The organism is Streptomyces siamensis (assembly GCF_039543605.1).
Lineage (GTDB): Bacteria > Actinomycetota > Actinomycetes > Streptomycetales > Streptomycetaceae > Streptomyces > Streptomyces siamensis.
In genome coordinates this window covers 156,035-182,181 of record NZ_BAABKB010000004.1, presented here as the reverse complement: position 1 = coordinate 182,181, position 26,147 = coordinate 156,035, and the positions used below count along the sequence as shown (strand labels likewise).

General features: G+C 71.3%; 24 protein-coding genes. 19 read left to right on the top strand and 5 right to left on the bottom strand.

The genetic code is table 11. The features are described from left to right. Position 1 precedes the first annotated feature (1 nt). The 3 genes from ABEB03_RS10860 to ABEB03_RS10850 all read left to right on the top strand — a co-directional run bounded on the left by ABEB03_RS10860 (position 2) and on the right by ABEB03_RS10850 (position 3,708). Complete coding sequence (locus ABEB03_RS10860) at positions 2-1,480, top strand: FGGY-family carbohydrate kinase (RefSeq protein ID WP_345645346.1); 1,479 nt, start codon at positions 2-4, stop codon at positions 1,478-1,480. 359 nt (positions 1,481-1,839) lie between these two features. Further along, positions 1,840-3,240 carry a hypothetical protein gene (locus tag ABEB03_RS10855; RefSeq protein ID WP_345645342.1) on the top strand — a complete coding sequence of 467 codons (1,401 nt, stop codon included), beginning with the start codon at positions 1,840-1,842 and terminating at the stop codon, positions 3,238-3,240. A 312-nt stretch (positions 3,241-3,552) separates the two neighbouring features. Beyond that, the gene (locus ABEB03_RS10850; protein WP_234020883.1) at positions 3,553-3,708 is read left to right on the top strand and encodes a hypothetical protein; all 156 of its coding nucleotides are present in this window, start codon (positions 3,553-3,555) and stop codon (positions 3,706-3,708) included. 342 nt (positions 3,709-4,050) lie between these two features. On the opposite strand, the gene ABEB03_RS10845 is transcribed toward ABEB03_RS10850, so the two are convergent. Then, on the bottom strand, positions 4,051-4,518 hold the full coding sequence (locus ABEB03_RS10845; protein ID WP_345645333.1) for a nuclear transport factor 2 family protein: 468 nt from the start codon (positions 4,516-4,518) through the stop codon (positions 4,051-4,053). Between the two features lie 233 nt (positions 4,519-4,751). Continuing rightward, positions 4,752-6,176: a cellulose binding domain-containing protein gene (locus ABEB03_RS10840; RefSeq protein WP_345645329.1), complete on the bottom strand. Its 1,425-nt coding sequence runs from the start codon at positions 6,174-6,176 to the stop codon at positions 4,752-4,754. A gap of 608 nt (positions 6,177-6,784) precedes the next feature. Here ABEB03_RS10840 and ABEB03_RS10835 point away from each other — a divergent pair. From ABEB03_RS10835 to ABEB03_RS10780, 12 genes are all read left to right on the top strand, one after another. Then, positions 6,785-7,630 (top strand): GntR family transcriptional regulator, encoded by an 846-nt coding sequence (locus tag ABEB03_RS10835; protein WP_345645324.1) that lies wholly within the window; start codon positions 6,785-6,787, stop codon positions 7,628-7,630. 626 nt (positions 7,631-8,256) lie between these two features. Next, complete coding sequence (locus tag ABEB03_RS10830) at positions 8,257-9,546, top strand: ABC transporter substrate-binding protein (RefSeq protein ID WP_345645320.1); 1,290 nt, start codon at positions 8,257-8,259, stop codon at positions 9,544-9,546. 1 nt (position 9,547) lies between these two features. Further along, positions 9,548-10,483, top strand: coding sequence for a carbohydrate ABC transporter permease (locus tag ABEB03_RS10825; RefSeq protein WP_345645317.1), 936 nt, complete (start codon positions 9,548-9,550; stop codon positions 10,481-10,483). Beyond that, a complete protein-coding gene (locus ABEB03_RS10820) occupies positions 10,483-11,367 on the top strand; it encodes a carbohydrate ABC transporter permease (protein WP_345645314.1) in 885 nt (294 codons plus the stop codon). The genes ABEB03_RS10825 and ABEB03_RS10820 overlap by 1 nt, the downstream gene beginning before the upstream one ends. Continuing rightward, complete coding sequence (locus ABEB03_RS10815; RefSeq protein WP_345645311.1) at positions 11,364-13,463, top strand: alpha-galactosidase; 2,100 nt, start codon at positions 11,364-11,366, stop codon at positions 13,461-13,463. The genes ABEB03_RS10820 and ABEB03_RS10815 overlap by 4 nt, the downstream gene beginning before the upstream one ends. 61 nt (positions 13,464-13,524) lie before the next feature. Next, complete coding sequence (locus ABEB03_RS10810) at positions 13,525-14,295, top strand: SDR family NAD(P)-dependent oxidoreductase (protein WP_345645308.1); 771 nt, start codon at positions 13,525-13,527, stop codon at positions 14,293-14,295. Positions 14,296-14,335: 40 nt separating this feature from the next. Next, positions 14,336-15,073 carry a FadR/GntR family transcriptional regulator gene (locus ABEB03_RS10805; RefSeq protein ID WP_345645305.1) on the top strand — a complete coding sequence of 246 codons (738 nt, stop codon included), beginning with the start codon at positions 14,336-14,338 and terminating at the stop codon, positions 15,071-15,073. Continuing rightward, entirely contained in the window at positions 15,070-16,215 is a 1,146-nt protein-coding gene (dgoD, locus tag ABEB03_RS10800) for a galactonate dehydratase (protein ID WP_345645301.1), read from the top strand. The genes ABEB03_RS10805 and dgoD overlap by 4 nt, the downstream gene beginning before the upstream one ends. 7 nt (positions 16,216-16,222) lie before the next feature. Next, on the top strand, positions 16,223-17,029 hold the full coding sequence (locus ABEB03_RS10795; protein WP_345645298.1) for a hypothetical protein: 807 nt from the start codon (positions 16,223-16,225) through the stop codon (positions 17,027-17,029). A 25-nt stretch (positions 17,030-17,054) separates the two neighbouring features. Next, complete coding sequence (locus ABEB03_RS10790) at positions 17,055-17,687, top strand: bifunctional 4-hydroxy-2-oxoglutarate aldolase/2-dehydro-3-deoxy-phosphogluconate aldolase (protein WP_345645295.1); 633 nt, start codon at positions 17,055-17,057, stop codon at positions 17,685-17,687. Then, positions 17,684-18,589, top strand: a complete 906-nt coding sequence (locus ABEB03_RS10785; RefSeq protein ID WP_345645293.1) for an SMP-30/gluconolactonase/LRE family protein — start codon at positions 17,684-17,686, stop codon at positions 18,587-18,589. Before ABEB03_RS10790 ends, ABEB03_RS10785 begins: the two co-directional genes overlap by 4 nt. Continuing rightward, positions 18,586-19,623, top strand: coding sequence for a sugar kinase (locus tag ABEB03_RS10780; RefSeq protein ID WP_345645289.1), 1,038 nt, complete (start codon positions 18,586-18,588; stop codon positions 19,621-19,623). The genes ABEB03_RS10785 and ABEB03_RS10780 overlap by 4 nt, the downstream gene beginning before the upstream one ends. Here the strand turns inward: ABEB03_RS10780 and ABEB03_RS10775 are convergent. Continuing rightward, complete coding sequence (locus ABEB03_RS10775; RefSeq protein ID WP_028801293.1) at positions 19,611-19,856, bottom strand: DUF2630 family protein; 246 nt, start codon at positions 19,854-19,856, stop codon at positions 19,611-19,613. The genes ABEB03_RS10780 and ABEB03_RS10775 overlap by 13 nt on opposite strands. A gap of 189 nt (positions 19,857-20,045) precedes the next feature. Here ABEB03_RS10775 and ABEB03_RS10770 point away from each other — a divergent pair, with 189 nt between their 5' ends. The 4 genes from ABEB03_RS10770 (at position 20,046) to ABEB03_RS10755 (ending at position 24,387) form a co-directional block, all read left to right on the top strand. Next, positions 20,046-20,312 carry a hypothetical protein gene (locus tag ABEB03_RS10770; RefSeq protein ID WP_345645281.1) on the top strand — a complete coding sequence of 89 codons (267 nt, stop codon included), beginning with the start codon at positions 20,046-20,048 and terminating at the stop codon, positions 20,310-20,312. A gap of 317 nt (positions 20,313-20,629) precedes the next feature. Beyond that, entirely contained in the window at positions 20,630-21,259 is a 630-nt protein-coding gene (locus ABEB03_RS10765) for a cysteine hydrolase family protein (RefSeq protein ID WP_345645278.1), read from the top strand. 91 nt (positions 21,260-21,350) lie between these two features. After that, positions 21,351-22,763, top strand: coding sequence for a dihydrolipoyl dehydrogenase (gene lpdA / locus ABEB03_RS10760; protein WP_345645275.1), 1,413 nt, complete (start codon positions 21,351-21,353; stop codon positions 22,761-22,763). A 322-nt stretch (positions 22,764-23,085) separates the two neighbouring features. Then, on the top strand, positions 23,086-24,387 hold the full coding sequence (locus ABEB03_RS10755; protein ID WP_345645271.1) for a cation:proton antiporter: 1,302 nt from the start codon (positions 23,086-23,088) through the stop codon (positions 24,385-24,387). A 38-nt stretch (positions 24,388-24,425) separates the two neighbouring features. Here the strand turns inward: ABEB03_RS10755 and ABEB03_RS10750 are convergent, their stop codons facing one another. Further along, positions 24,426-25,085 carry a response regulator transcription factor gene (locus ABEB03_RS10750; protein WP_345645267.1) on the bottom strand — a complete coding sequence of 220 codons (660 nt, stop codon included), beginning with the start codon at positions 25,083-25,085 and terminating at the stop codon, positions 24,426-24,428. Further along, complete coding sequence (locus ABEB03_RS10745; protein ID WP_345645264.1) at positions 25,082-26,035, bottom strand: sensor histidine kinase; 954 nt, start codon at positions 26,033-26,035, stop codon at positions 25,082-25,084. The genes ABEB03_RS10750 and ABEB03_RS10745 overlap by 4 nt, the downstream gene beginning before the upstream one ends. Positions 26,036-26,147 lie beyond the last annotated feature (112 nt).

The window sequence follows — 26,147 nt, the reverse complement described above, 5'->3', positions numbered from 1 at the left end:
CATGCCTCGCGACGCGGTCATGGGTGTGGACATCGGTACGTCGAGCAGCAAAGGCGTCCTCGTCGGCCTCGACGGTGCCCCGATCCGTTCCGCCGTCCGGGAGCACACCCCCACGAGACCCGGTCCCGGCCGTTTCGAGATGGACCCCTCGGTGTGGTGGCGCGAGTTCACCGAACTCGCCCGGGAGCTGACCGCACCCGGAGACACCGGCGTCGTCGCCGTCGGGGTCAGCGGCATGGGGCCCTGTGTCCTGCTGACCGACGAGCACGACGCCCCGCTGCGCCCCGCCGTGCTCTACGGAGTGGACACGCGTTCCGTGCGCCAGATCCGGCGCATCGAGGAACGGCTCGGCGCGGAGGAGATCATCCGCCGCGGCGGATCCGCCCTTTCCACCCAGGCGGCGGGGCCGAAGATCGCCTGGATCGCCGACGAGGAGCCCGAGCTCTACGCCCGGGCCCGGCGCCTGTACATGCCGAGCTCCTGGCTGGTCGGGAACCTCACGGGGAACTACGTCCTCGACCACCACTCGGCGAGCCAGTGCACCCCGCTCTACGACACCCTCGCCTGCGAGTGGTACGCCCCCTGGGCCGCCGAAGTGGCACCAGGCATCGAGCTCCCGCCGCTGCGCTGGCCAGGCGAGGCGGCCGGCACGCTCACCGCCCGGGCCGCCCGGGAGACCGGACTGCCCGCCGGCATCCCCGTCACCACCGGCACCATCGACGCCTGGGCCGAGGCGCTGAGCGTGGGCGCGCAGAACACCGGCGATCTGATGCTCATGTACGGCACCACCATGTTTCTCATCCACACGGTGCCCGAGCCGCTCACCAGTCCGTCCCTGTGGGGCACGGTCGGCGCGCTCCCGGGCACCCGCAACCTGGCAGGCGGCATGGCCACCTCCGGCGCCGTCACCAACTGGCTGCGCGACCTGTTCACCGGCACCGATCACACCGAACTCACCCGTCTGGCGGCCGAGTCGGGCCCCGGCGCCAACGGCCTGCTGATGCTCCCGTACTTCTCCGGCGAGCGCACCCCGGTCATGGACCCGGACGCCCGCGGAGTGATCGCCGGACTCACCCTGTCCCACACCCGCGGCGACCTCTACCGGGCAGCCCTGGAGGCCACCGGATTCGGTGTCCGCCACAACATCGAGGTCATCGAGGCGGCCGGCGGGGACATCCGACGCGTGGTCGCGGTCGGGGGCGGCACCCAGGGCTCCCTGTGGACGCAGATCGTCTCCGACATCACCGGCCGTCCGCAGGAGGTGCGGACCACGACCATCGGCGCCGGCTACGGCGACGCGCTGCTCGCAGCACAGCTCGTCGCGGACGTCACCGTCGAGGACTGGAACCCGGTGCGCGAGGTGGTGACGCCCGACGCGCAGAACACCGGGCGCTACGAGGAGTTGTACGCCCTCTACCGGCGTCTGTACCCGCAGACCTCGTCGACGGTCCATGCCCTGGCGGCACTTCAGGAGCGCTGACGGCCCCCGCCCTCCGTCCCTCCCGCCGTCGGCGACCCCGCCGCGCTCCGTCACACCTGGCGGTGCACGACCCTCACGACGCGCCGTCACACCTGCGGGTGGAAAGCGCCGTGACACGTCCAGAACCACCGCGTGACGCAGTACCGGATCAACAGCCCGTCCCCATGCGCGTGTTCTCGGTCCGCCTCGTGCGCCGGATGCGCGCACAGTATGAACACAACTCCCTCCTCGATGGTGTGCGGGCCGGTGCGCTCCTAGCATCGCCACGCTCGGCGCGACGGCGCGCCACCGAGTTGAGGAGCGTCGCCTTGCGCAGCTCACGTCGAAACCAGCCCCCGCCACCCCGGACGCGGCACCGCATGGCACTGGCCATGGGTGTCGCGGGCCTGCTCGCCGGAGTGGTGAGCGGCACCGGCCCGGCGCAGGCCGCGCCGTCGGGTCCCGGGATCACCACCTGCCCGGCAGGCGTCGGCGACGAGGCGACCTGCTACACGGGCCGGGACTCCGACGGCGCGTACTACGCGATCGCCGTCCCCAAGCAATGGAACGGTTCGCTGGTCGTCCACGCGCACGGCGGGCCCGACCTGGGCGACGAGTCCGATCCCCAGCGCAGCGTCGGCGACCTGGACCGCTGGGCGGTGATGGTCGACGAAGGGTACGCCTGGGCGGGCTCGTCCTACCGCAGGGGCGGCTACGGAACCAGGATGGCGGCGGCCGACACGGAGCACCTGCGCCGCCTGTTCGTGGACGAGTTCGGCAGGCCGGAGCGGACCTATGTCCACGGACAGTCCTGGGGCGGCGACGTCGCGGCCAAGGTCGTCGAGGAGTACGGCAAGAAGGGCGGCCCCTACGACGGGGCCCTGCTCACCAGCGGCGTCCTGGCCGGCGGTTCCCGGGGATACGACTACCGGGTCGATCTGCGCGTGGTCTACCAGTACTACTGCCGGAACCTGCCGCGCCCCGACGAGCCGCAGTACCCGCTGTGGCAGGGCCTGCGTCCCGCCTCCACGCTCACGACGGCGGGACTGCGTGCGCGTCTGCAGGAGTGCACGGGATACGCGTCCGCTCCCCAGGACCGCACCGCGCTCCAGCAGCGCAACCTCGACGACATCCTCGCGGTGACGCGCATCCCCGAGCGGACGCTGGAGTCGCACCTGCGCTTCTCCGTGTTCACCTTCCGCGACATCGTGCACAACCGGCTCGGCGACCGGAATCCCTTCGACAACGCGCGCGTGCGGTATTCCGGTTCGCACGACGACGAAGCGCTGAACAAGGGTGTCGAGCGTTTCTCCGCGGACCCCGCCGCCCGCCGCGATCTGTCCTACGACAGCGACCTGACCGGGCGGATCTCCCTGCCGGTGCTCACGATGCACGCCATCGACGACCCCACCGCGTTCGTCGAGCACGAGGCCGCCTACCGTGCGAGCGTCGAGGGCGCGCACCGCGGGAAGCACCTCGTGCAGACCTTCACCGAGGAGAGCGAACACAGCGAGCTCAGCGACTCGGAGTACGCCAACTCGATCTCCGCGCTCGACGCCTGGGTGCGGACGGGGAAGAAGCCGACACCGCGGTCCGTCACCTCGTCGTGTGCCCGGTTCGACCGCGCCTACGGCACCGGGTGCTTCTACGCCCCGGACTTCCGCCCCGCTCCGTACGCGTCCCGGGTCCGGCCGCGGCCGGGCGGGCTGTCGTGGCCGGCCATGACCGTCGCGCAGGAGAGGTCCTGGAGCCGTATCGACGGGGTGGGCATCGCCCCTTGACCGCCGGCCCGCCCGGCACTCATTGTCGTGATCCTGCCTGGCACCGCGTGCCGTGACTCAGGGCCACCCCGCGCACACGTCGAGGCAGTCGGCTGTCCTCGCTGATCGTGTCCCGGTCAGGCCTGCGGCCCGGCCGCAGGCCTCCGGTTGCGGGTTGTCCGCGCAGTTGTTTGAGTGGAATTTGGTCTATGGACACCTCAACCGCGACAGCAGCTGCCGCCACGGGCGGCGCCGGCCGGATGACAGGCGGCCCCAGCAGAGCGGCGGCAGCGGGCAACACAGGTCGCGATGCCCGCGAGGGAGGGACTGACGGTGGCTCACCATCACAAGTCCAACAAACAAGTCGAAGGCGACCCGGACACGGGCCATGGGCGGGGCCTGCCGCTGCGCCCCGACGACGACGAGCTGGAGCGACGGACGGAAATGGACCGGGCGGAACTCCGCGCCCAGCAGGCTGAGGAAGTCTGACGAGCAGGCTGATGAGGTTCCGGCCGCGCGAACGCGCCGTCGGACCTCTGATCCCCGGCCGAAGCGAAGGAGGTGTTCCCATGTCCTCGAAGCGACGCCGTAAGAAGAAGGGACGGCGCAAGCACGCGGCGAACCACGGGCGTCGGCCTCAGTGCTGACGGGCGCGGCGCGGCGGTGCTGCGCCGAGCTTTCCCGCGGTGGGCCCAGGTGCCGATTCCCCCGGGGCATGTCCATTCCCCCCGGGGGTGTGCCGTGCCCGGGTCGCCTGGGTGTGCCTTTCGGGGCCTTCCGGGTGTCGTCCCTCGTCGTCGCCCCCTGCAGGGCGGCCGGGCGGTACGCGATCTAGAACCCGAGGTCGCTCAGCCCCGGGTGGTCGTCGGGGCGGCGCCCCAGCGGCCAGTGGTACCTGCGCTCCTCCTCCGTGATGGGGAGGTCGTTGATGCATGCCAGACGTACCCGCATCAGGCCTTCGTCGTCGAACTCCCAGTTCTCGTTCCCGTAGGAGCGGAACCAGTTGCCCGAGTCGTCGTGGCACTCGTAGGCGAACCGCACCGCGATCCGGTTCTCGGTGAACGCCCACAGCTCCTTGATCAGCCGGTAGTCCTGCTCCCTGGTCCACTTGCGGGTGAGGAAGGCGACGATCTCCGCCCGTCCCTCGACGAACTCGGCACGATTGCGCCAGCGGCTGTCGACCGTGTAGGCGAGCGAGACCTGTTCGGGGTTCCGGGTGTTCCATGCGTCCTCGGCGAGGCGCACCTTGGTGATCGCGCTCTCCCGGGTGAACGGGGGCACCGGAGGCTTTGCGGCCATGATGTCTCCCAGAGCCGGTGCGGTGGAGGACGGTTCCGTTGCGGTCAGGTGTGTTCACGGTTCATTCGATACCTGCGTCATGGTGATCGCAACAGCGGCCGCCGGGCCGGAGCGGCACGGCCACCGGCCTGGTCGGGCGGCGTGTCCACGGCCCGGGTGCCGTCCGGCGTCCCCGTCCCGGCGGCTTCATGTCCGCGGCCGGGACGGGGAGATGGCCCCTGCGAGGGCCGGGGTCAGGAGGCCGGGACCTCGTCCACGAAGGCCGTCCCGGCGCTGCGGTAGGCGGCCACCTTGGCGGCAACCTGCGCCGGGGTGAGGACCTGGTCCTTGACGTGCAGGACGTAGTCGACCTGCTCGTCGTAGGCGCGAGCCGTGGTGGAGGTCTGGCCGTTGAGGTCGATCAGCCACTGGTTGAAGTTGATCGACATCGGCCGCTCGGGCAGGTACTGGGCGTCGTGGGTGCCGAAGAGCTGACCGTCGATGTAGTACTTGATGCTGCTGCTGTCGATGGTGACGATCAGGTCGTGCCAGCCGGCGTAGCTCTGGCGGGCCTCGGTGTGCTGGTTCACGGCCTGCCAGGGGTCCGGGTTGTAGGTCTCCCAGGACGTGGTGTACAGGATGTTGCCGGTCTCGCCCCAGCCGCCGTTGGGCAGGTACTCGACGTCGTACTCGGAGTAGTCGTCGGCCATCGGCGCCTTGAGGTCGTTGATGGTGAAGAAGGTCTGCACCAGGTGGTCGCCGTCGGGTCCGGAGGCCGGGGCGTCGGTGAACTTCACCCGGGCCGCGTACGTGCCGTTCTTGAACTTCGTGCTCTTGGAGACGACTTCGGTCTGCCTGGTGGACTCGGCGGTGCCCGCGGTGGACGTCTGGAGGTTCATCACCGAGTTGCCGGAGACGGTGGGGAAGGTGACCTTGGACGGGTCCCAGGTGGCGTTGGGCACGCCGGGGCCGCCGGAGTTGGAGCGGACGTTCCAGCCGTGGGCGGCGAGGGCCGGGTCGGTGTGCGACGTGTAGGCGAAGTCGTCGAACAGCGTCTGGCCGCCGCCGGGCGGATCGGTCGGATCGGTGGGGTCGGTCGGGTCGTTGCCCTCCGGCGCCGTGCCCCAGACCGTGCTGCCCGCGAGCTGGGCGGTGACCTTGTTCCAGTCCGCGTAGGAGGTCAGGGAGGAGTTGAAGGAGTAGTCGTCCGCCTGGGTCAGGGTCTGCCAGGTGGACTGGTAGAAGCGCAGTTGCATGTCGCCGGTGTCGGCGCCCGGCGCGAGTGTCCCGGCGCCCGAGGTGAAGGCGATCTCCAGGTACCGGTCCGCGGTCGCGGTGGGGTGGCTCAGCGTGCCGAACGTGCCGGTGATGTTCGCGCACCCCTTGACCGCCCAGGAGCAGGCGAACCGGTAGGAGGCGCTCGCCGAGTCCGCCTTGAAGTAGTAGCGGATCTTCACCTGGCTCAACTGCACCGTGGAGGCTCCGGTGTTGCGCACCTTGAGCCAGGGTTCGCTCTGGTCGGCGGTGGCCCCGCCGGAGCTGGTGCGGTACTGGACGGCGAGGCCGTCGGCCGCGGCGGCGGTCGCGTTCATCGGGACGGCTGCCAGGGCGGTGCTGCCCAGGAGCGCTGACAGAGCCAGGGCCAACCGGCGGCGGCCGGCGGCGGGACGGGTTCTCATCCGGGTTCCTTTCGGGGAGTCTCCCGCATCCGGCGGGAGGATCGGGGGTTTTGCGGAGTGTTTTCGGGCGCGCTGCGCCACCGGTCGTGGAACACGTCGGCGGACGTGGCGAGTGGGCCTCGGCCCAGGGCGGGGCGGGCCGATCGGGGGCCTTCAAGGAGTGGTACGGCGCAGGGGGATCCGCGTGAGGGCGGCGGATCGCCCCGCGGCGGCCACGGCGCTCAGCGCACAGCGGTCGGTGGACACGGGCCGTCGAACCCGCGGTCCCACGAGCCGGGAGTTCACCGGGACGTCGCGGCTCCCGGCCGTTCAGGCACACCATGGGCGGACGAGCGGTATCGCATGGTTCACCTCTGGGGGGCTGGAGGGAAACTACACACCACACTTGACCAGTTGACCGGCCGACGGTTTACCAGTCGGCCTCGGACGAAGGTGGCATAGACCAATGTGGCCGTCAAGTACCCCTCAGGCAAAGGAAATTGGTGCGTGTACGACCGACTGGTGGGCTGGTTCGTGTGCGCCGAGCCCGACTAAAGTCGGCTTACCAGCAGACCAGTTATGGTCAGGGCCGCACCGGAACCCGTCCCGACGACGAACGAGAGTCCTGCATGGAGATCGACCCCGCAGCCTCCCGCGCGGTACTCAAGCGCGAGAAGGTGCGCGACGCCGTCCTCGCACTCGTCGAGGAACGCCGGCCGGGCGATGCGATTCCCTCCGAGCGCGCCCTCTGCGCCGAGCTGGGGGTGTCGCGGCCCACACTGCGCGCGGCGGTGGACCAACTCGTGGTCGCCGGGCTGCTGGTGCGCGAGCACGGCCGTGGCGTGTTCGTGGCGAGCGAGAAGATCACTCAGGAACTGGTCCAGGACAGCCGGACCTTCAGCCTGCCCCAGGCCGTGGGGGAGTGGACCAGCAGGCTCCTCGAAGTGAGCACGCAGTCGGCCGGTGCCAGGGTGGGCCGCAAGCTGCGCGTCTCGCCCGCGGCCAGGATCCGGTACGTGGCACGTCTGCGCCTGGTCGACGGGTCTCCGATGGCGATCGAGTACCTGTACATTCCCGCGGATCTGGTCCCGGACCTGACCAGTGACGAACTGGAGAACGGCGACCTGTACGAGCACCTCGGCCGACGCCATGGCATCCAGGTCAGCGAGGCGGTGCAGGCGATCGAGCCCACCGTGGTGACCCGGGGCGAGGCGGACCTGCTCGACGTACCGGAACTCTCACCGGCCCTTCTCTTCGAGCGCCTCACCTCCGACGCTCAGGGCCGGCCGGTGGAGTACGTGCACTCGCTCTACCGCGGGGACCGCTATCGCATCGTCTCCCGGCTGACGCTGGGTCCGCGCACCGAGCGCTCGTCGCCGCGCGACGGCCACCACCCCGGAATACCGCCGGGCGACATCATGCCGGGAGAACCCGTCACGTTCTCCACCCGTGGTGAAGTGCAGAACGCCCCCTGACCTGCGCGTAGGTCACGTCGACGACGCGGTGGGGTGACGGGTCCCGCGGTGCCGCCCCGACGTGCGCGCTCCGCTGTCCTCGCACCGTCCGCCGTGCGCGCGGCCCGCGCGCGGTCACCCTTCCGGCACCCGGCCTGCCGATCGCCCCCACTGTGGCGTTCGGCCCGTCGGCATGCCCTCGACCCGAGGCGCTTCTATTAAATTAGTAATTAATCTTGACAGGGTTTCGGCTCCGGGCCACAGTCGTCGCCGTGACGCCGTCGGCCCCGCGTGGCCCGCATCGCGTCCCTCTCTGCTTCCCGACCTCCTGGAGAGGCAAGTGGCTTCACGTTCACCCGCAGTCGGACCGACCCGATCCCGTTCCACCCGCCTGGCCTCCACCGCGGCCGTCGGCATGGCCCTGGCCGCCTCCGCGGCGCCGGCGGCGACAGTTCCAGGCTCCGCGCCCCCGCGGCCGCGGCGGACGGCGCCGCGAACCAGGGGGCGCGTTCACCTCATCCAGTTCAAATAAATTAGTAATTAATCTTGACGTGGCGGGAGAGCCACGCGAACCTGGATCCGCCGCGAGCGGGGCACCGGCCGTCAGGAGGGCCGCCCCCACCGCGGGGATCCGCAGGGAGACTCTCATGACGAACCACCAGCCAAGCCGACGGCACGTGCTCGCCGGACTCGGCGCCACCGGGACGGCGGCGCTGCTCAGCGGCTGTGTCACCTCCAGTTCCTCCTCCAAGACCTCCTCGAAGGGTGCGGTCACCCTCCAGTCCAACCTGTCGGCACCGCAGGCCAAGGCCGCCATGCAGGACGTGGTCGCCGCCTACGGCAAGAAGGGTTCCGGACAGGTCAGCCTGAACACCGTCGCCGCCGAGACCTTCCGCACCCAGCTGCCGACCTACCTGACCTCCGCCAACCCGCCGGACGTGTACACCTGGTACCCCGGCTCGGTCGCCGACGCCTACGCCAAGAAGAACCTGCTCCTCGGCCTCGACGACGTCTGGAACTCCTCACCCGACCTCAAGCGCTACTCCAAGGCGCTGCACACGCTGTGCACCGCGACGTCGGGCAAGAAGGTCTTCGTGCCCACCACCTACTACTGGTGGGGCATGTTCTACCGGAAGTCGAACTTCGCCAAGTGGGGTGTGAGCGAGCCCTCGACCTGGGACGAGTTCCTCGACCTGTGCGACAAGCTCAAGTCCAAGGGCGTGGACCCCATCGGGCTCGGCGCCGGCGGCAACACCGCGTGGGTCGCCTCCGCCTGGTTCGACTACCTCGACATACGGATCAACGGCGCCGAGTACCACCGCCGGCTGCTCGCCGGAGAGCACCGCTTCGACGACCCCGAGGTGCGCAAGGTCTTCGACCGCTGGCAGGAGGTGCTGCCCTTCTTCGACCCGAACGGCACCGCCGTCGCCTTCCAGGACGCCTCGACCTCCCTGCTCAACGGCCGCAGCGGCATGATGCTGATCGGCACCTTCTTCGCCGACGCCGCCCCCAAGGACGCGCTCGACGACATCGACTTCTTCCGCTTCCCCGTCATCGACCCGAAGGTGCCGCTCGCCGAGGAAGCGCCGACCGACGGCTACTTCGCGAGCGCCCGCACCGGACGCCACGAGCAGGTGTCCGACCTGCTCGGGTACCTCGCGACACCGCAGGCGCAGGAGCTCTACATCAAGGGTTCCTCCGGCACCGTCCTGCCCTGCCACCCCGACGCGAAGGACGCCGGCACCCCCCTGGTGAAGAAGGGCCGCAAACACATCGAGGCGGCCGCGGAGATCACCCAGTTCTTCAACCGCGACTCCAGCGACGCCCTCCAGCCCACCGCCGACACCGCGCTGACCAAGTTCCTCGCCAAGCCCAAGGAGGTCGGCAGCATCCTCACCACCTGGCAGCGCGACGCCCAGAAGATCTGGAACGCCTGACATGGCCGTCCTGACCGCCACCCGACGCAAGACCCCGGCCCCGACCCCGCCCAGCGGCGGTCGGGGCCGGGGCCCCCGGCGCACACCCCCGCTCGTGCTCGCCTTCGTCCTCATCCCCCTCCTCGCCGAGGCCGTGTGGGTGTTCTGGCCCGCGCTTCAGGGCTTCTACCTCGCTCTGACCAGCTGGGACGGCGTGTCGCCGCCGAAGTTCGTCGGTCTCGGCAACTTCCGCGAGATGGCCGGGGACGACATCTTCCGCAGCGCCCTCGGCCACACCGTCCTGTGGCTGGTGCTGTTCGGCGGACTGTCCGCACTCCTCGGCCTCGGCGCCGCGCTGCTGCTCCAGCAGGAACGACGCGGCATCGGCTTCTACCGCGCGGCGCTGTTCCTGCCCGTCGTCTTCTCCCTCGTCGCCACCGCCCTCGTCTGGCAGGCCATCTACCAGCCCGACGGCGTACTCAACCAACTCCTCGACGGGATCGGCCTCGGCAGCCTGCGCCACGCCTGGCTCGCCGACCAGGACACCGCCCTGTACGCGGTGATCGTGCCCGCGCTCTGGCGCCAGATCGGCTACGTGATGGTCCTCTACCTCGCCGGCCTCAAAGGCATCGACCCGGCACTCTACGAGGCGGCCAAGGTCGACGGCGCCGGACGCCTCCAGCGCTTCCGCCATGTGACGCTCCCTCAACTGCGCAGCGTCAACGCCGTCGTGCTGTCCGTGATCATCATCGACTCGCTACGCTCCTTCGACGTGGTGTGGTCACTGACCCGGGGCGGCCCCTACCACTCGTCCGAACTGCTGAGCACCTACATGTACTCCACCGCGTTCCAGTCCCTGCGCCTCGGATACGGCTCCGCCCTGGCCGTCGTCATCTTCCTGCTGGCCTTCGGCGTCATCGCCTCCTACCTCGTCCGCGCCTTCCGGGAGGCCGACTGATGTCCGCCACCCGGCCCCGCACGTCGGCCACCCGTGCCGGCACGTCCACCACCGCACTGCGCCGCCGGCGGGCCGCCACGGCCGGCTTCCACCTCGGCGCCGGGACGCTGGCCGTGCTGTGGCTGCTGCCCATCGCCCTGGTCCTGGTGACCAGCCTGCGGTCCTTCGACGACATCGCCGCACACGGTCTGGGCAGCCGCCCCCACTCCTTCACCCTGGACAACTTCCACCAGGCCTGGTCCGACGGCGGCCAGCAGCGCGCCCTGATCAACAGCCTGGTCGTCACCATCCCCTGCGTCGCGGTGACCCTCGCACTCGCCGCCATGGCGGCGTTCGCCCTCAGCCGCTACGAAATGCCCTTCCGCCGCTCCCTGTTGCTGCTGATGCTCGGCGGCAATCTGCTGCCTCCGCAGATCCTGCTCATCCCGGTCTCGAAGCTCAGCGAACTGATGGGCCTGTACGACACCCTGCCGGCGTTGATCGGCGTGCAGATCGGCTTCGGCGTCGGTTTCTACGTCTTCGTCCTGCACGGCTTCATGCGGGCGATCCCCGCCGAGATCCAGCAGGCCGCCGTCGTCGACGGTGCCGGACCCTGGCAGATCTTCTGGCGCATCATCCTCCCGCTCACCCGGCCCGCGCTCGCCGCGCTCAGCGCCCTGTCCTTCACCTGGATCTTCAACGACCTGCTGTGGGCCATCACCGTGCTGCGCAGCGACACCAAGATGCCGATCACCGCGGCCCTCATCGGACTTCAGGGACAGTACGTGTCCATGTGGAACGTGATCGCCGCCGGATCCGTCATCGCCGCCGCCCCCACCGTGGCCGTGTTCCTCCGTTTCCAGCGCCACTTCGTGGCCGGCCTCAACCTCGGAGCAGTGAAGTGACGACATCCCGGCGCTGGACACTGCGCACCGAGCGCACCGGCTACACCGTGCGGCTCTCCCCGGACGGCCCGTGGGCCGAACTGGAGGCATGGGGGCCGCACGGCGCCGAGCACGGGCCGTCGGCGCTGGACTGGTCGCACCGCACCCACTTCATCACCCCCGCAGACGCCGCCCCCGCCGAATACCTGCCGCAGGGACTGCGACCCTTCACCGGCGCCGACCTCATCGCCTCGCGACCGGGTGGGGAACGGGGCGTGTGGTGGACCTTCGACGGCGCCGTCGAGGAACCCGGCACACTGCGGCTGGCGTTCACCGACGACGTCCTGGGCCTGCGCACGACCCTGTGCTACGCCACCGTGCCGGGAACCGACGTCATCCACCGGTGGACCGAACTGACCTGCACGGGCGAGGAAGAACTGCGCCTGGAACGGCTGGACTCGGCCGCCGTGACCGTTCCCGTCACCGAAGGGGCCCGGCTGACGTACCTCACCGGCCAGTGGTCGCAGGAATTCCAGCACACCCAACTCGACCTCACCCGCGGCACCTTCACCATGGGCAGCTCCCAGGGCGTACCGGGACACGCGTACGCGCCCTGGCTCGCCGTCCAGGACGCGGCCGCCCCGCACGACGCACCCGCCCCCACGTACGGCATCGCCCTGGAATGGGCGGGCAACTGGCACATCGCCGCGGAGGCGGAACCCGGCGGCACGGTGCGGGTCCGGGCCGGCCGTGTAGCGCACGAAGGCGCGGTACGGCTCGCCCCCGGGGACACCCTGACCACACCCCGCCTCGCCTGCGCCTTCAGCCCGGACGGTCTCGACGGCCTGTCCCGCGTCTGGCACCGCTACGAACGACGGCTCGCGGGCGGACGACTGCGCCGCCCCCGCAAGGTCCTCTACAACTCCTGGGAGGCCACCGGCTTCGACGTGGACGCCGCGAGCCAGCTGGAACTGGCCAAGGCGGCCGCGGACATCGGGGCCGAGCTGTTCGTCGTGGACGACGGCTGGTTCACCGGCCGCGCCGACGACACCGGAGGACTGGGCGACTGGTCGCCCGATCCGGCGGCCTTTCCCGACGGATTCGACCGCTTCGTCGACGACGTGCGGGCCCTGGGACTGGACTTCGGACTGTGGATCGAGCCGGAAGCCGTCAGCCCGGCCAGTCGTCTGTACGCCGAGCACCCCGAGTGGGTGTACCGCATCGACGGCCGCCCCGCCCGCCGGGTGCGCAACCAGCTCCTGCTCGACCTCGGCCGCACCGACGTCCAGGAGTTCGTCCTCGGTACGCTCGACGAGCTGCTGACCGGCCATCACATCAGCTATCTGAAGTGGGACATGAACCGCCCGCCGACCGAACGCGGCCGACCGGGAGCCGGCCTCGCGGACCACCTGGACCTCGACGCCGAACACGTCCGCGGATACCTGCGCGTACTGGACCATCTGCGCACCGCCCACCCCGACGTCACCGTCGAGGGCTGCGCGGGCGGCGGCGGCCGCATCGACCACACCACCCTTGCGCGCACCGACGTCGTCTGGCCCAGCGACAACACCGCACCGCTGGACCGCCTGGCCATCCAGTACGGCTTCCTGCACGCGCACGCACCCCACGTGATGAGCTCCTGGGTCACCGACGCCCGCGGCGTCTTCGACCCGCGCCCGCGCAGCCTCGCCTTCCGGTTCGTCACCGCCATGTGCGGAGTGCTCGGCATCGGCGCCGACCTGCGCCACTGGACTCCGGACCAACTCGCCGAAGCCGCCGGGTGGATCAGCCGCTACAAGGAGGTCCGCGACGTCGTGCACCACGGAGAGGCCCGCCTGCTGGGCACGGTGCGGGACGCCACCTGCGGAGTGCAGTACGACGCCGAGGACGGCCACCGCGTCGTCGTCGCGGCGTTCAGCACCGGACGGCTGGACGGCGCCCCACTCGTGCCCGGCCGCCCCGCCCGGCTGCGGCTGCGCGGACTCGACCCCACCGCCACCTACACGGACGCCGCGTCCTCGACCGCGTACGGCGGCGCACACCTGCTGCACTACGGACTGCCCCTGGCGTGGAGCGCCGACCACGACGCCGAACTGGTGGTACTGACCCGGCACTAGACCACCGGCACCCGCCACCCCCCATCATTTCCACCCCCCGACGAAGGAGCCGAACCACACCATGGACCCGTCACGAGGGCACGGCGCCCGCTTCACCGGCCGAACGGCCGTGATCACCGGCGCCGCCTCCGGCATCGGTGCCGCCACCGCCGAACGCCTGGCACAGGAAGGCGCCGCCGTGGTCCTCGCCGACATCGCCGAGGAGCGCGGCCGGGCGGTGGCCGAGCGCATCACCAAGGACGGCGGCACGGCCACCTTCGTGACCGCCGACGTCTCGGCCGAGCAGGACTGGCAGCGGATCGCGGCCGCCGCCCACACCCACGGACCCGTCGGCGTGCTGGTCAGCAACGCGTTCACCGTCGACGTCACCCCGGCCGACCGGATGTCCCTCGCGTCCTGGGAGCGGCAGCTCGCCGTCAATCTCACCGCATCCTTCATCGGCTTCAAGACCGTCCTGCCCGACCTGCGCACCGTCGGCGGATCGGTCGTCCTCACCTCGTCGGTCCACGCGCACAAAGGCCTGCCAGGACACCCCGCGTACGCGGCCTCCAAGGGCGCCCTGCTCTCCCTGTGCGGTCAGCTCGCCGTGGAGTACGGGCCCGAGGTGCGGGTCAACGCCGTCCTGCCCGGCCCCGTGCTCACCGGCGCCTGGGACCGGGTGCCGCCCGAGGACCGGCAACGCAGCGTCGCCGAGACGGCGGCCCGAAGATTCGGAACACCCGAGGAGGTGGCCGCCGCCATCGCGTTCCTCGGAGCCGACGAGGCCTCCTTCATCACCGGAGCGCACCTCGTCGTCGACGGAGGGTGGAGCGTCGTCAAGGCATCCGCGTGATCATTGCAGCGTTCACATCCGAGGAGAAAGGCACTACGCCATGACGCCCTACGCCCGCCGCGGACTGCACGGCCAGACCGTGGAAGCGCTCGCCCGCCGCATCTTGGGAGGCGACATCCCGGAGGGGGCCACGCTCGACCTCGTCGCGCTGCAGAGCGAATTGGACGTCAGCCTCACCGCACTGCGCGAGTCCCTGAAGGTGCTGGCCGCCAAAGGCATGGTCGACGCACGCCAGAAACGCGGCACGTTCGTACGCGCCCGCGCCGACTGGAACCTGCTCGACGCCGACGTGCTGCGCTGGCAGTTCGAGGGCGGCGGCACCACCGGCGCCGACCACGCGCTGTTGCGCAACCTCGCCGAGGTCCGTTCCATCATCGAGCCGGCCGCCGTACGCCTGGCCGCCGAGCGCCGCACCGACGCCGACCTCGCCGCCCTGGACGAAGCCCTCGCGGCCATGGGGGAGCACGACGCCGACGCCGCGCACGCCGTCGACGCCGACCTCGCCTTCCACCGGGCGCTGCTCACCGCCACCCACAACGAACTCCTCGAACGCATGGAAATGGTCATCGAGTCCGGCCTCGCCCAGCGCGACCGGCTCGTGCACAGCTCTCCGCACAGTGAGGATCCGGTACCGGCCCACCGCGCCGTCCTGGACGCCGTACGCGACCAGGACCCCCAGGCCGCCGAGGCCGCCATGCACGCCCTCCTCGAACAGGCCGGACGCGATCTCGACCGGATCGACGAACCCGACGACACGAAAGGCACCGGCGGCAAGTGAAGATCGCCCGCATAGAAACCTTCCTGGTCCCACCACGCTGGCTGTTCTGCCGGATCGAGACCGACGACGGAGTCGTCGGCTGGGGCGAACCCGTCGTCGAGGGACGCGCCGAGGTCGTCCGGGCCGCCGTCGACGTCCTCGCCGAGCATCTGATCGGAGAGGACCCGCTGCGCATCCAGGACCACTGGCAGGTCCTCACCAAGGGCGGCTTCTACCGGGGCGGCCCGGTGCTGTCCAGCGCGGTCGCGGGCCTCGACCAGGCCCTGTGGGACATCGCGGGCAAGACCTACGGCGCACCCGTGCACGCCCTGCTGGGCGGCCCCGTACGCGAACGCGTCCGGGTCTACGCGTGGGTCGGCGGCGACGAACCCACCGAACTGGCCGAGCAGATAGCGGCTCAGGTGGAGGCCGGCTTCACCGCGGTCAAGATGAACGGCGCCGGAGCCACGTCCCCGATCGCCACCGCGGCCGAGACGGCCGCCGTCGTCGCGCGTGTGGCCGCCGCCCGCGACGTGCTCGGGCCCGACCGGGACGTGGCCGTCGACTTCCACGGCCGCTTCACCGCCGCGAGCGCCCGCCGCGTGCTGACCGAGATCGAGCCCCTGCACCCGCTGTTCGTCGAGGAACCGGTTCTCCCGGAGCAGGGCCACCTGCTGGCCGGTCTCGTCGCCGCGAGTTCCGTACCGCTCGCCACCGGCGAACGCCTCTACTCCCGCGGCGAGTTCCTGCCCGCTCTCACCGCCGGCGTCGCGGTCGTCCAGCCCGACCTCTCCCACGCGGGCGGCATCTCCGAGGTCCACCGCATCGCCTCACTCGCCGACACCTACGGCGCCCAACTGGCCCCGCACTGCCCCCTCGGGCCGATCGCACTGGCCGCGAGCCTCCAAGTCGCCTTCGCCACACCGAACTTCCTGATCCAGGAGCAGAGCCGCGGCATTCACTACAACAAGGACGCGGACCTGCTCTCCTACGTCGCCGACCCCGAGCCCTTCCGCTTCGTCGACGGTCACGCCCACCGCGGCGACACACCGGGACTCGGCATCACCGTCGACGAGGCGGCCGTGCGTGCCGCCGACCGCTCGGGACACGCCTGGCGCAATCCGGTCTGGCGGCACGCCGACGGCTCCTTCGCGGAGTGGTGACGATTCCGTGGACGTGCTCACCGACCTTGCGCACGGCGGCCGTTGGACCTCCCTGCGCGCGCACGGCCGTGAATGGCTGTGGCAACGCGACGCACCGGAACGCCACGGGGTCTCGCCCGGCGACGCGTTCGTCGACGCGGGCGGCCTGGAGGAATGCATCCCCACCGTCCGCGGCGACCCCGACCACGGAGACGCCTGGTCGCGCCGCTGGACCGAGGACGGAGACACCCAGCACGTGCGCTGCGCGGACTTCGCCCTGGGCCGCACCATCCGCTCCACACCCGAAGGTGTCATCGCCGACTACCACCTGACCGCGGAGCCGGGGTACCGCTTCGTCTGGGCGGCGCACGCCCTGCTCGACCTGTCCCCGCACGCGACACTCCACATGAACTCCGGTGCGAGCACCCGCCTGTTCCCCGAAGCCGGTCCGCTGCTGCACCGGCCCTGGCCCGCCGGCGCGCCGTGGATCGAGGGCCCGTGGCCGGCACCGCACGGACTGCCCCTCGACCGACTCGGCCCGGACGACGGCACCGCCGTCGGCGCCGTGGTGGACGCCCCGTGGTGCTGTGTCCACGACGGCCGCGACCGGCTGAGCTTCGCCGTGCGGGCCGAGGGGCACCCGGTGTCGATCGCCCTGTGGCGCAACCTCGGCGGCTTCCCCCGGCCGAGTCCCTATCGCAGTACGGGCGTCGAGCCGATGCTCGGCCGCACCTTCGACCTCGCCGACGCAGGGCCCACGGACGCCGTCCGCGTCCCGGCGACCGGCGAGGTGCGCTGGCGGCTCACCGTCGACTCCGCCTGCCACTGCCCCTGAACCCCCGTACCGAGGAGCTTCGTCCGTGGAACTACCCGCTGCCCTGGCCGCCCAGCGCCTGGTCGCCATCGTGCGCGGCGGCGAAGCCGACGCCGCGCTGCACACCGTGCTCACCCTGGCCGAGGAAGGCGTCGAACTCGTCGAGGTGTCGCTGAGCGGAGCCGACGCCCTGAAGGTCATCGCCCGCGCCCGCGAAGTACTGGGTCCCGAAAGGCCGTTGGGCGCCGGTACGGTCCTCACCGCCGACGACGCACGCGCCGCCCACCGCGCGGGCGCGAACTTCGTCGTCACCCCCGGCCTGGGGGACGGCGTGCGCGCGGCACAGGACCTCGGCCTGCCCGTCCTGGCCGGCGTGTTCACCCCGACCGAGATCATCGCCGCCCGGGCGATGGGCGCGGACGCACTGAAGGTCTTCCCCGTGGCCCAGGCCGGGGGAGCGGCCTATCTCAAGGCGCTGCGCGGTCCGTTCCCCGACGCGCCGTTCGTCCCGGTGGGCGGAGTCGACGAGGCCGTCGCCCGCGCCTGTCTCGCGGCGGGCGCCACCGCCGTCGGCGTCGGGTCCCCCCTCGTCGGCGACGCCGCCGACGGCGGCAGCCTCACCGCGCTGAGGGACCGGGCCCGCGCCTTCCGCGCCGTCGTACGGGAGGTGACACCGTGACCGGCGACGTCACCGAGGGCCTGCGTGCCACCCGGCCGGACCGGCTGGAGCTCGGCGAAGGCATCCGCTGGACCGGCACCGGCGTCGTGCTGGTGGACATCCTCTCCGGCCGTCTCCTCGCGGCGCCCGACGATCCGGCGGCAGGCCTGCGGACACTGTTCCGGCTCCCCGTACCGCTGGGCGCCGTCGCCCCCGTCGCCGGCCGGCCGGGCACCTGGATCGCGGCCGCCGGCACGGGCATCTGCCTGATCGGTCCGGACGGCACCGTCAACTGGCTCGCCCGCCCTGAGGAGCACACCGCCCCGCGCATGCGCATGAACGACGCCGCGGCCGACCCCGCGGGCCGCTTCTGGGCGGGCAGCATGTCGTACGACGCCGACGAGGGCGCCGGCGCTCTGTACCGGGTCGGCCACGACGGCACGACCGTACGCGTCCTGGACGGCATCACCGTGCCCAACGGCCCGGCCTTCACCCCCGACGGCAGCGCCATGTACCTGGCCGACAGCGCCCGCGGAATCGTCCGGCGCTTCCCGGTCGATCCGCAGACGGCCGACCTCGGGGCCCCGGAGACGTTCGTCGCCGTCGACGAAGGCAGCCCGGACGGCATGGCGGTGGACGTCGAGGGCGGGGTGTGGATCGCGGTCTGGGGGACCGGGACGGTGCGCCGGTATCTGCCGGACGGCACACCCGACCGCGTCCTGCGGCTGCCCGCGAGCTGCCCCGCGGGTGTGTGCCTGGTCGACGACGTCCTCCATGTCACCACCGCCCGCGTCGGCCTGACCGCACCCGGCTCGCATGACGGAGCGGTGTTCACCCTCCGCGTCGACGTGCCGGGAACGCCGGCATCCGCCTACCGACCGCACGCACCACGCACCCCCTCGGACCCGCAGGAGACGTCATGACCCGCTGGCGACCCGCCCCGGGGCCCGTCGTCTGCGTCGGCGAGACCATGGCGGCCTTGGTCCCCGACCCGCTTCGTCCCCTGCACGACGCCACCCACCTGAGTCTGTCGGTGGCGGGGGCCGAGTCCAACGTCGCCATGTACCTGGCCGACCACGGCGTCCCCAGCATCTGGCTCTCGGCGCTCGGCGACGACCCGCTGGGGAGCCGGGTCCGCGCCACCGTCGCCGCGGCAGGCGTCGACGTGTCCCATGTGCGCACCGACACCGACCGTCCCACCGGCCTGCTCCTGAAGGACCCCGGAAACGGCGGCACACGGGTGCGGTACTACCGGAACGGCTCCGCCGCGTCCGCCCTCGGACCCGACCTGCTGGAGCGTCAACCCGTCAGTGGGGCCGCGCTGTTGCACCTCACCGGCATCACACCGGCCCTGTCGTCGTCCTGCCGCGGACTCGTGACCCGGGCGCTCACCGGCCCGCCCGCGACGCGGCCGTACGCCGTCAGCTTCGACGTCAACCATCGCGCCGCCCTGTGGCCCGACGGGTCGGCCCCCGCCGTGCTTCGCGAACTCGCCGACCGTGCCGACATCGTCTTCGTCGGCCTCGACGAGGCACAGGACCTCTGGGGCACGCACCTCACGGCGGCGGACGTACGGGCCCTGCTCCCGCATCCACGCGTCGTCGTCGTCAAGGACGGTGCCCACGCCGCCAGTGCCTTCACCGACGCGGCCGTGCACACAGTGCCCGCGCTGCGGACGACGGTGGTCGAGTCGGTCGGCGCCGGTGACGCCTTCGCGGCCGGTTTCCTCGCGGGCCTGCTCCGGGGCGCACCCCTGCCGCGCGCGCTCCGCCTGGGCCACGTCACCGCGTCCTCCGCCCTCACGGTGACGGCGGACCGGGGGCCACTGCCCGACCGGGAGGAGACGGAACGCCTGCTCGGCCTGTCGGACGAGGAATGGTCCGCGCACGTCGTCGAGCCGGCGTCGGCCGCGCCCGGCGACCGTCCGCGTCTGGCGCGCAGCAATCAGCCCAGGTAGCCCTCGACCTCCGAGGAAGGACGGACCTGCGCCTCGTCCGGGTTCTCGCCGAACTCGGCCTTGGCACGCCGTTGGCGCAGCAGGTCCCAGCACTGGTCGAGCTGGCGCTCCAGCTCTCCGAGCCGTTCCTGTTCGGTGCGGCTGTCGATCCGACCGGCCTCGATGGCCTCCCGCAGCCGCCGCTCGTCGTCCACCATGGCCGTGATCCTGCTGAGGATCTGCTCTTGATCCATGTCGGTACGCCTCCTAGGACACCTCCTCACTGTACGGAGAAGTCGACGGTCCGGCTCACCCGTGGACCGCCGGTGAGGCGGACCGCCCGGAGCCCGGGGGGGTCCGGGCACGGGCTGTCCCCGCCGGCACACGGAGGCGGCGTTCCGCTCCAGGGCGCGTTGTCAGTGCCGGATGCGATGCTGCAGATCATGGACGAGCTGGAGTTCATGCGAGGACGGGTCTACGGGGCGGACCACGACGATCCCGGCCCCCGGAGCGGTCGGGCGTACGTCGAGCTGGTGGGCGGCCCGCTGGACGGTCTGCTGCTCGACGTCACCGACAGGGCGGACCACGAGGCCGGGCGCGCCGTCGTCCTGCCCACGGAGATAGGGCGCTACGGCCCCGGCGGTTACGCCACGTACGCCCCCAGGTCGTCGGGCAGCCGCACGTACGAGTGGCGGGGCGACGCCCCCTGACGCGGGCCGTGCCACGTGCCCCTCGGGCCGCGGGCGCCGGCTCCCGTCCGCAGCGGCTGTCGCCGTCGGGAGGGTGCGCACCGGGGCTGGGTGGGCTCATCGGGGCGGGGCCGGTGTGCGAGCGCGCGGCGGACGGTGCCGACGTAATCTGTCAATGAGCTGACGTCCGCCGCTGCCTTCCCGCGCGGCCGGTCCCGAGTCCGCCGTTCCCCCTCCGCATCTCCGCCCTGGAACCGCCACGGACTCCGGCCCCCGACCTCTTGTACGCCAGAGCCAGAGCCGGAACCGGAGTCCGAGCCAGAGACGAGGCACAGACCATGACAACCGACGGCTACGACAGCTCCCGCACGGCGCTCCTGGTGGTCGACCCCTACAACGACTTCCTGTCCGAGGGCGGAAAACTGTGGCCGCGCGCGAAGGAGGTCGCCGAGAGCGTCCGGCTGCTCGACCACATGCGGCAAGTCCTCGCCGCCACCCGCACGGCCGGTATCCGCACCTTCTTCGTCCCGCACCGTCGCACCGCCCCGGGCGACTACGACGGCTGGGCCCACCTCTCCTTCTCCCAGGCCAGGGCCGCGGAGACGAAGATCTTCGAGAAGGGCTCATGGGGCGGGACGTTCCACCCCGACTTCGAGCCGGGGGAGGGCGAGATCGTCGTGCACGAGCACTGGTCCTCCAGCGGCTTCGCCAACACCGATCTCGACCTCCAGCTGAAGCAGCACGGCATCTCGCACATCGCGCTGATCGGCATGCGGGCCAACACCTGCATCGACACCACCGCACGCTTCGGCCAGGAGCTCGGCTATCACGTCACCCTCGTCAAGGACGCCATCGCCGCCTTCCGCCCCGAGGAGATGCAGGCGACCTTCGAACTGAACGCCCCTGCCTACGCCCACGCCATCCTCACCACCGACACGTTCGTCGAGGCCGTACGGGACGCGTCCTGACGGACCATCCGCTCGCGCCGGAACCCGGACGTGCCCGGGGCGCGGCCTACAGTCGCAGCGACGACATGAGCGAGGAACGGGAGGAACCACGATGGCCGAGCTGGACGAGCGTTTCGACGTGGTGGTACTCGGAGCCGGTCCCGGTGGCTACGTCGCCGCGATCCGCGCGGCCCAGTTGGGCAAACGCGTCGCCGTCGTGGAGGAGAAGTACTGGGGCGGAGTCTGTCTGAACGTGGGCTGCATCCCCACGAAGGCCCTGCTGCGCAACGCCGAGCTCGCCCACATCGTCACCCGTGAGGCGAAGACCTTCGGCATCCGGGTCGACGGGCAGGTGTCCTTCGACTACGGCGAGGCCTACCGCCGAAGTCGCAAGGTCGCCGACGGACGCGTCCGGGGTGTCCACTACCTGATGAAGAAGAACGAGATCACCGAGATCGACGGCCGTGGCACCTTCCTCGACCCGCACACCCTCCAGGTCGCGGGCTACGACGGCGAGACCCTCACCATCGGATTCGACCACTGTGTCATCGCCACCGGCGCCACGCCGAAGCTGCTGCCCGGCACTCGCCGTACGTCCCGGGTGGTGACCTACGAAGAGCAGATCCTCGCCGAGGACCTGCCGGAGTCGATCGTCATCGCCGGCGCGGGAGCGATCGGCATCGAGTTCGCGTACGTGCTGCACAACTACGGGGTGAAGGTCACCGTGGTCGAGTTCCTGGACCGTCTCGCCCCGCTGGAGGACGCCGAGGTCTCCGCCGAACTCGCCCGCCAGTACCGCAAGTTGGGCATCACCGCGCTCACCTCGACCCGCGTCGACGCCATCGACGAGTCCGGTCCCCAGGTCCGTGTGACGGTCATCGGCAAGGACGGCGCCCCGCAGGTGCTGGAGGCGGACAAGGTCCTTCAGGCCATCGGCTTCGCACCGAACGTGACCGGATACGGCCTGGAGAACACCGGCGTGACGGTCACCGAACGGGGTGCGATCGACGTCGACGGCCGCTGCCGCACATCCGTCCCCCATCTGTACGCCATCGGCGACGTCACCGCGAAACTCATGCTCGCGCACGCCGCCGAGGCGATGGGCGTGATCGCCGCCGAGACGCTGGCCGAGGCGGAGACCATGGAACTCGACTACGCGATGATCCCCCGAGCCACGTACTGCCGGCCGCAGATCGCCAGCTTCGGATACACCGAGGCCCAGGCCCGCGACCTCGGCTACGACGTCAAAGTGGCGAAGTTCCCCTTCACGGCCAACGGCAAGGCGCACGGCCTCGGGGACACCACGGGCTTCGTGAAGCTGATCAGCGACGCCACGCACGGCGAGCTCGTCGGCGGCCACCTCATCGGCCCGGACGTCACGGAACTGCTCCCGGAGCTGACCCTCGCTCAGCAGTGGGACCTCACCGTCCACGAGGTCGCCCGCAACGTTCACGCCCACCCGACCCTCGGCGAGGCGGTCAAGGAAGCGGTCCACGGCCTCGCCGGCCACATGATCAACATGTGAACGGCCGCTGCTCACGCCCCTGGCTCCCGTGCGCCATGCGCGCCCCGGCTGGAATCGGCTGTGGCATGGGTGTCGGACGTGGCCGCGCATGGGTGTCGGCACGGATGGTGAGGGGGACCGGCGGTGTGCGAGGGTGGCGGTGACGTCGGGTTGCCGCCCGGCGTGAGGTCCCTGGCGCCTTTGCGCGTTCGGCCGTGGGGCGATCGAAGAGCGGCTGAGCCGGTGATCAGGTCAGGGTCGCCCGTGCCGCCGCGGCGGGGAGCGACTGTCCGTCGTCCTACGGCGTTCTCTTCGGCCCCGCCGCCGTGGAGGGTGGTGACCCGTGGGCCATGCCGACACCTTGCTCGCCATGGGGGGAGCCTTCCTGGCCGCGGCGTTCTTCGCCCGGCTCGGGGGAAGGATCGGGCTGCCGACCATCCCCCTGTTCATGCTCGCCGGCGTCCTGCTCGGCCCGCACACACCCGGTGTGGTCCTGGTCGAGGACGCCCACGACTTCGAGATGCTGTCGGCACTCGGGCTGGTCCTTCTTCTCTTCTACCTGGGGCTGGAGTTCCACCTCGACGACCTCAGGAGCGGAGGCCGGCGGTTGCCGGCCGCCGGAGGGATCTATCTGCTGCTGAACGTGGGCGCGGGCCTGGGTTTCGGCTTCGCCCTCGGCTGGGGACTGCGCGAGGCGTTGGTGCTCGCCGGCGTGCTGGGCATCTCGTCCTCCGCCATCGTGACCAAGACCCTGATCGACCTGGGGCGCATCGGCCGCCCGGAGACCCGTCTGATCCTCGGTGTGATCGTGGTGGAGGACGTCTTCCTCGCCCTGTATCTGGCCGTGCTCCAGCCGGTCATAGGCGGCGCCCGGGGGTTCGGGGACATGGTCTGGCAGGGGAGCAAGGCGTTCGGGTTCCTGCTGGTGCTGGCCGCAACCGCCCGCTACGGCACCCGTCTGGTCGGCCGTCTGATGGCGATCCGGGACGGCGAACTGCTGGTCGTCAGTTTCCTCGGGGCCGCGGTGTTCGTGGCCGGAGTCTCGGAAGCCGTCGGAGTCTCGGACGCCATCGGCGCGTTCATGGTGGGACTGATTCTGGCCGGAACACCTTCCGCGCCTCGGATCCGCCGGCTCGTGCATCCACTGCGCGACGCCTTCGCGGCCATCTTCTTCTTCGCCTTCGGACTCGCCGTCGACCCCGGTGACGTCGCGTCCGTCGCCGCGCCGGTGGCGCTCGCGGCCGCGCTGACAGTCGTCGTGAACGTGGCCGCGGGGCTGTTGGTGGCCCGCCTGTACGGCTACGGTCTCCAGGCCGCCGCGGACCTCGCCACCATCCTCGTGGCCCGTGGGGAATTCGCGCTGATCCTCGCCGCGATGGCCGCGGCGGCCGGACTGGACGGCCGTCTCCCCGCGTTCATCGCCGGCTACGTCCTCGTCCTCGCGGTGCTCGGCCCCGTCGTCGCGGGGCGTGCCGACCTGCTGGCCGGTGCGCTGAGTGCCGCCGCCGGCGCCGTGCGCGGCCGGGCGGCGCGCACGGTCGGAACGGACCCGGCGCCCGCTCACGGACCGGACCGTGAAGCGGAGTCCTGCCCGCCGACGGGCGAGGACGCCCCGGAAGCCCTGACCGCCGACGTCGAGCAGTAGGCGTCATGGCGCCCGCCCCGCCTGTCCGTCGTCGTGGGTCAGGGCTCGATGAGGCCGACGCGGATGGCGTACCGGGTGAGTTCCAGGCGGTCCTTGAGGCCGAGCTTCTGCAGCAGGTTGGCGCGGTGACGCTCCACGGTCTTGGCGCTGATGACGAGCAGGTCGGCGATCTGCTGCGAGGTGTGCCCCTCGGCCACCAGCTTGAGGATCTCCTCCTCGCGGTCGGTGATGGCCCTCGCGGGCAACGCGCGGCCCTCCCGGGCCAGGTCCAGGTACTTGCGGACGAGCGCGTTCACCGCGCCCGGGTAGAGGAACGGCTCACCGCGCATGGTGGCGCGGCACGCTTCGACCAGGTCGCGGTCGGCCACGGACTTGAGGACGTAGCCCGAGGCGCCGGAGGCGAGGGCCTCGAAGAAGAACTGCTCGTTGTCGTACATCGTCAGGATCAGGATCCGCAGGTCAGGCTCGCTGCGGGACAGGTCACGGGCCGCCTGGAGGCCGGTGAGCCGGGGCATGGAGATGTCGAGGATCGCCAGATCGGGATGGTGGGCGTGGGCCTGGGCGACCGCCTCGGCGCCGTCCTCGGCCTCCGCGACGACGGTGAGGTCGGGTTCGCCGTCGAGGATGAGACGGACTCCGCGGCGGACCAGCGCGTGGTCGTCGGCGAGCAGGATGCGCACGGGGGAGGGGGCAGTCATGGTCGGCCGCTCCTGTCGGGGACGGGGACGGTGAGGCGCAGTTCGGTGCCGCCGCCCGGACCGGCACCCAGCGCGAGATCGGCGCCGATGAGGACCGCTCGTTCCCGCATGCCGCGGATGCCGGCCCCCTCGGGCGCGTCGCCGAGACCGCGGCCGTCGTCGCGCAGGAGCAACTCCACACCGTTCGCGGTGGTTCTCAGGGTGAGTTCGGCGTGGTGGGCGTCCGCGTGGCGCGCGGTGTTGGTGAGCCCCTCCTGGGCGACGCGGTAGAGGACCAGTTCCGTCTCATGGCGGAGGGCCGGGAGTTCGGCGTCGAGCCTGTGCCCGACGGTCAGTCCGGGACCGGCGAACTCGGTGGTGAGGGAGCGGAGGGCGCTGGCCAGGCCGAGTTCGTCGAGGACCCCGGGGCGCAGCCGGCGCGCGATACGGCGGATCTCGTCGAGGCTGCCCCGCGTGGTCTCCTGCACTTGGCGCAGTTCCGCACGCACGTCGGACGGGGCGTGGTCGGCGACGCGCTTGAGTTCGAGGAGGACGGCGGTCAGGGTCTGCCCGACCTCGTCGTGCAACTCCTGGGCGATGCGGCGGCGCTCGGCCTCCTGCGCGGACAGGGCACGGGCGCTGCTGGTGGCCCGCTCGTCCTCCAGGCGGTCGAGCATCGTGTTGAAGGTCGTGATCAGCCCGGCGATCTCCCCGTGTCCGCTCACCGCGGGACGGCGCCCCGGGCGCAGCAGATCGGTCGTGGTCATGGCACGGGTGAGACGTCGTAGCGGAGCCAGGGCCAGGCGGAGCAGGAGCGCGTTGGCGACGAGCATGGCCGCCAGGCCGCCGGTGAGGATCGCGGCCTCGGCGAGCAGGATCGGAGTGGAGACGGTGATGGGGCCCAGCAGCAGAGCGGCCGCGGCGACGAGCACGACGGCGTTCAGCAGGAAGATCCGCCAGAACAGGGGCACCGCGTCTCTCCTCCCGGCCATGAGCCGTCGTGCCGTCGGTCCCTTCCGCACCGGAGAGGGGCGGCGACGTGAACCGTTCGGCTCCTGGCGCACTGCGACGGACTTCCACGAC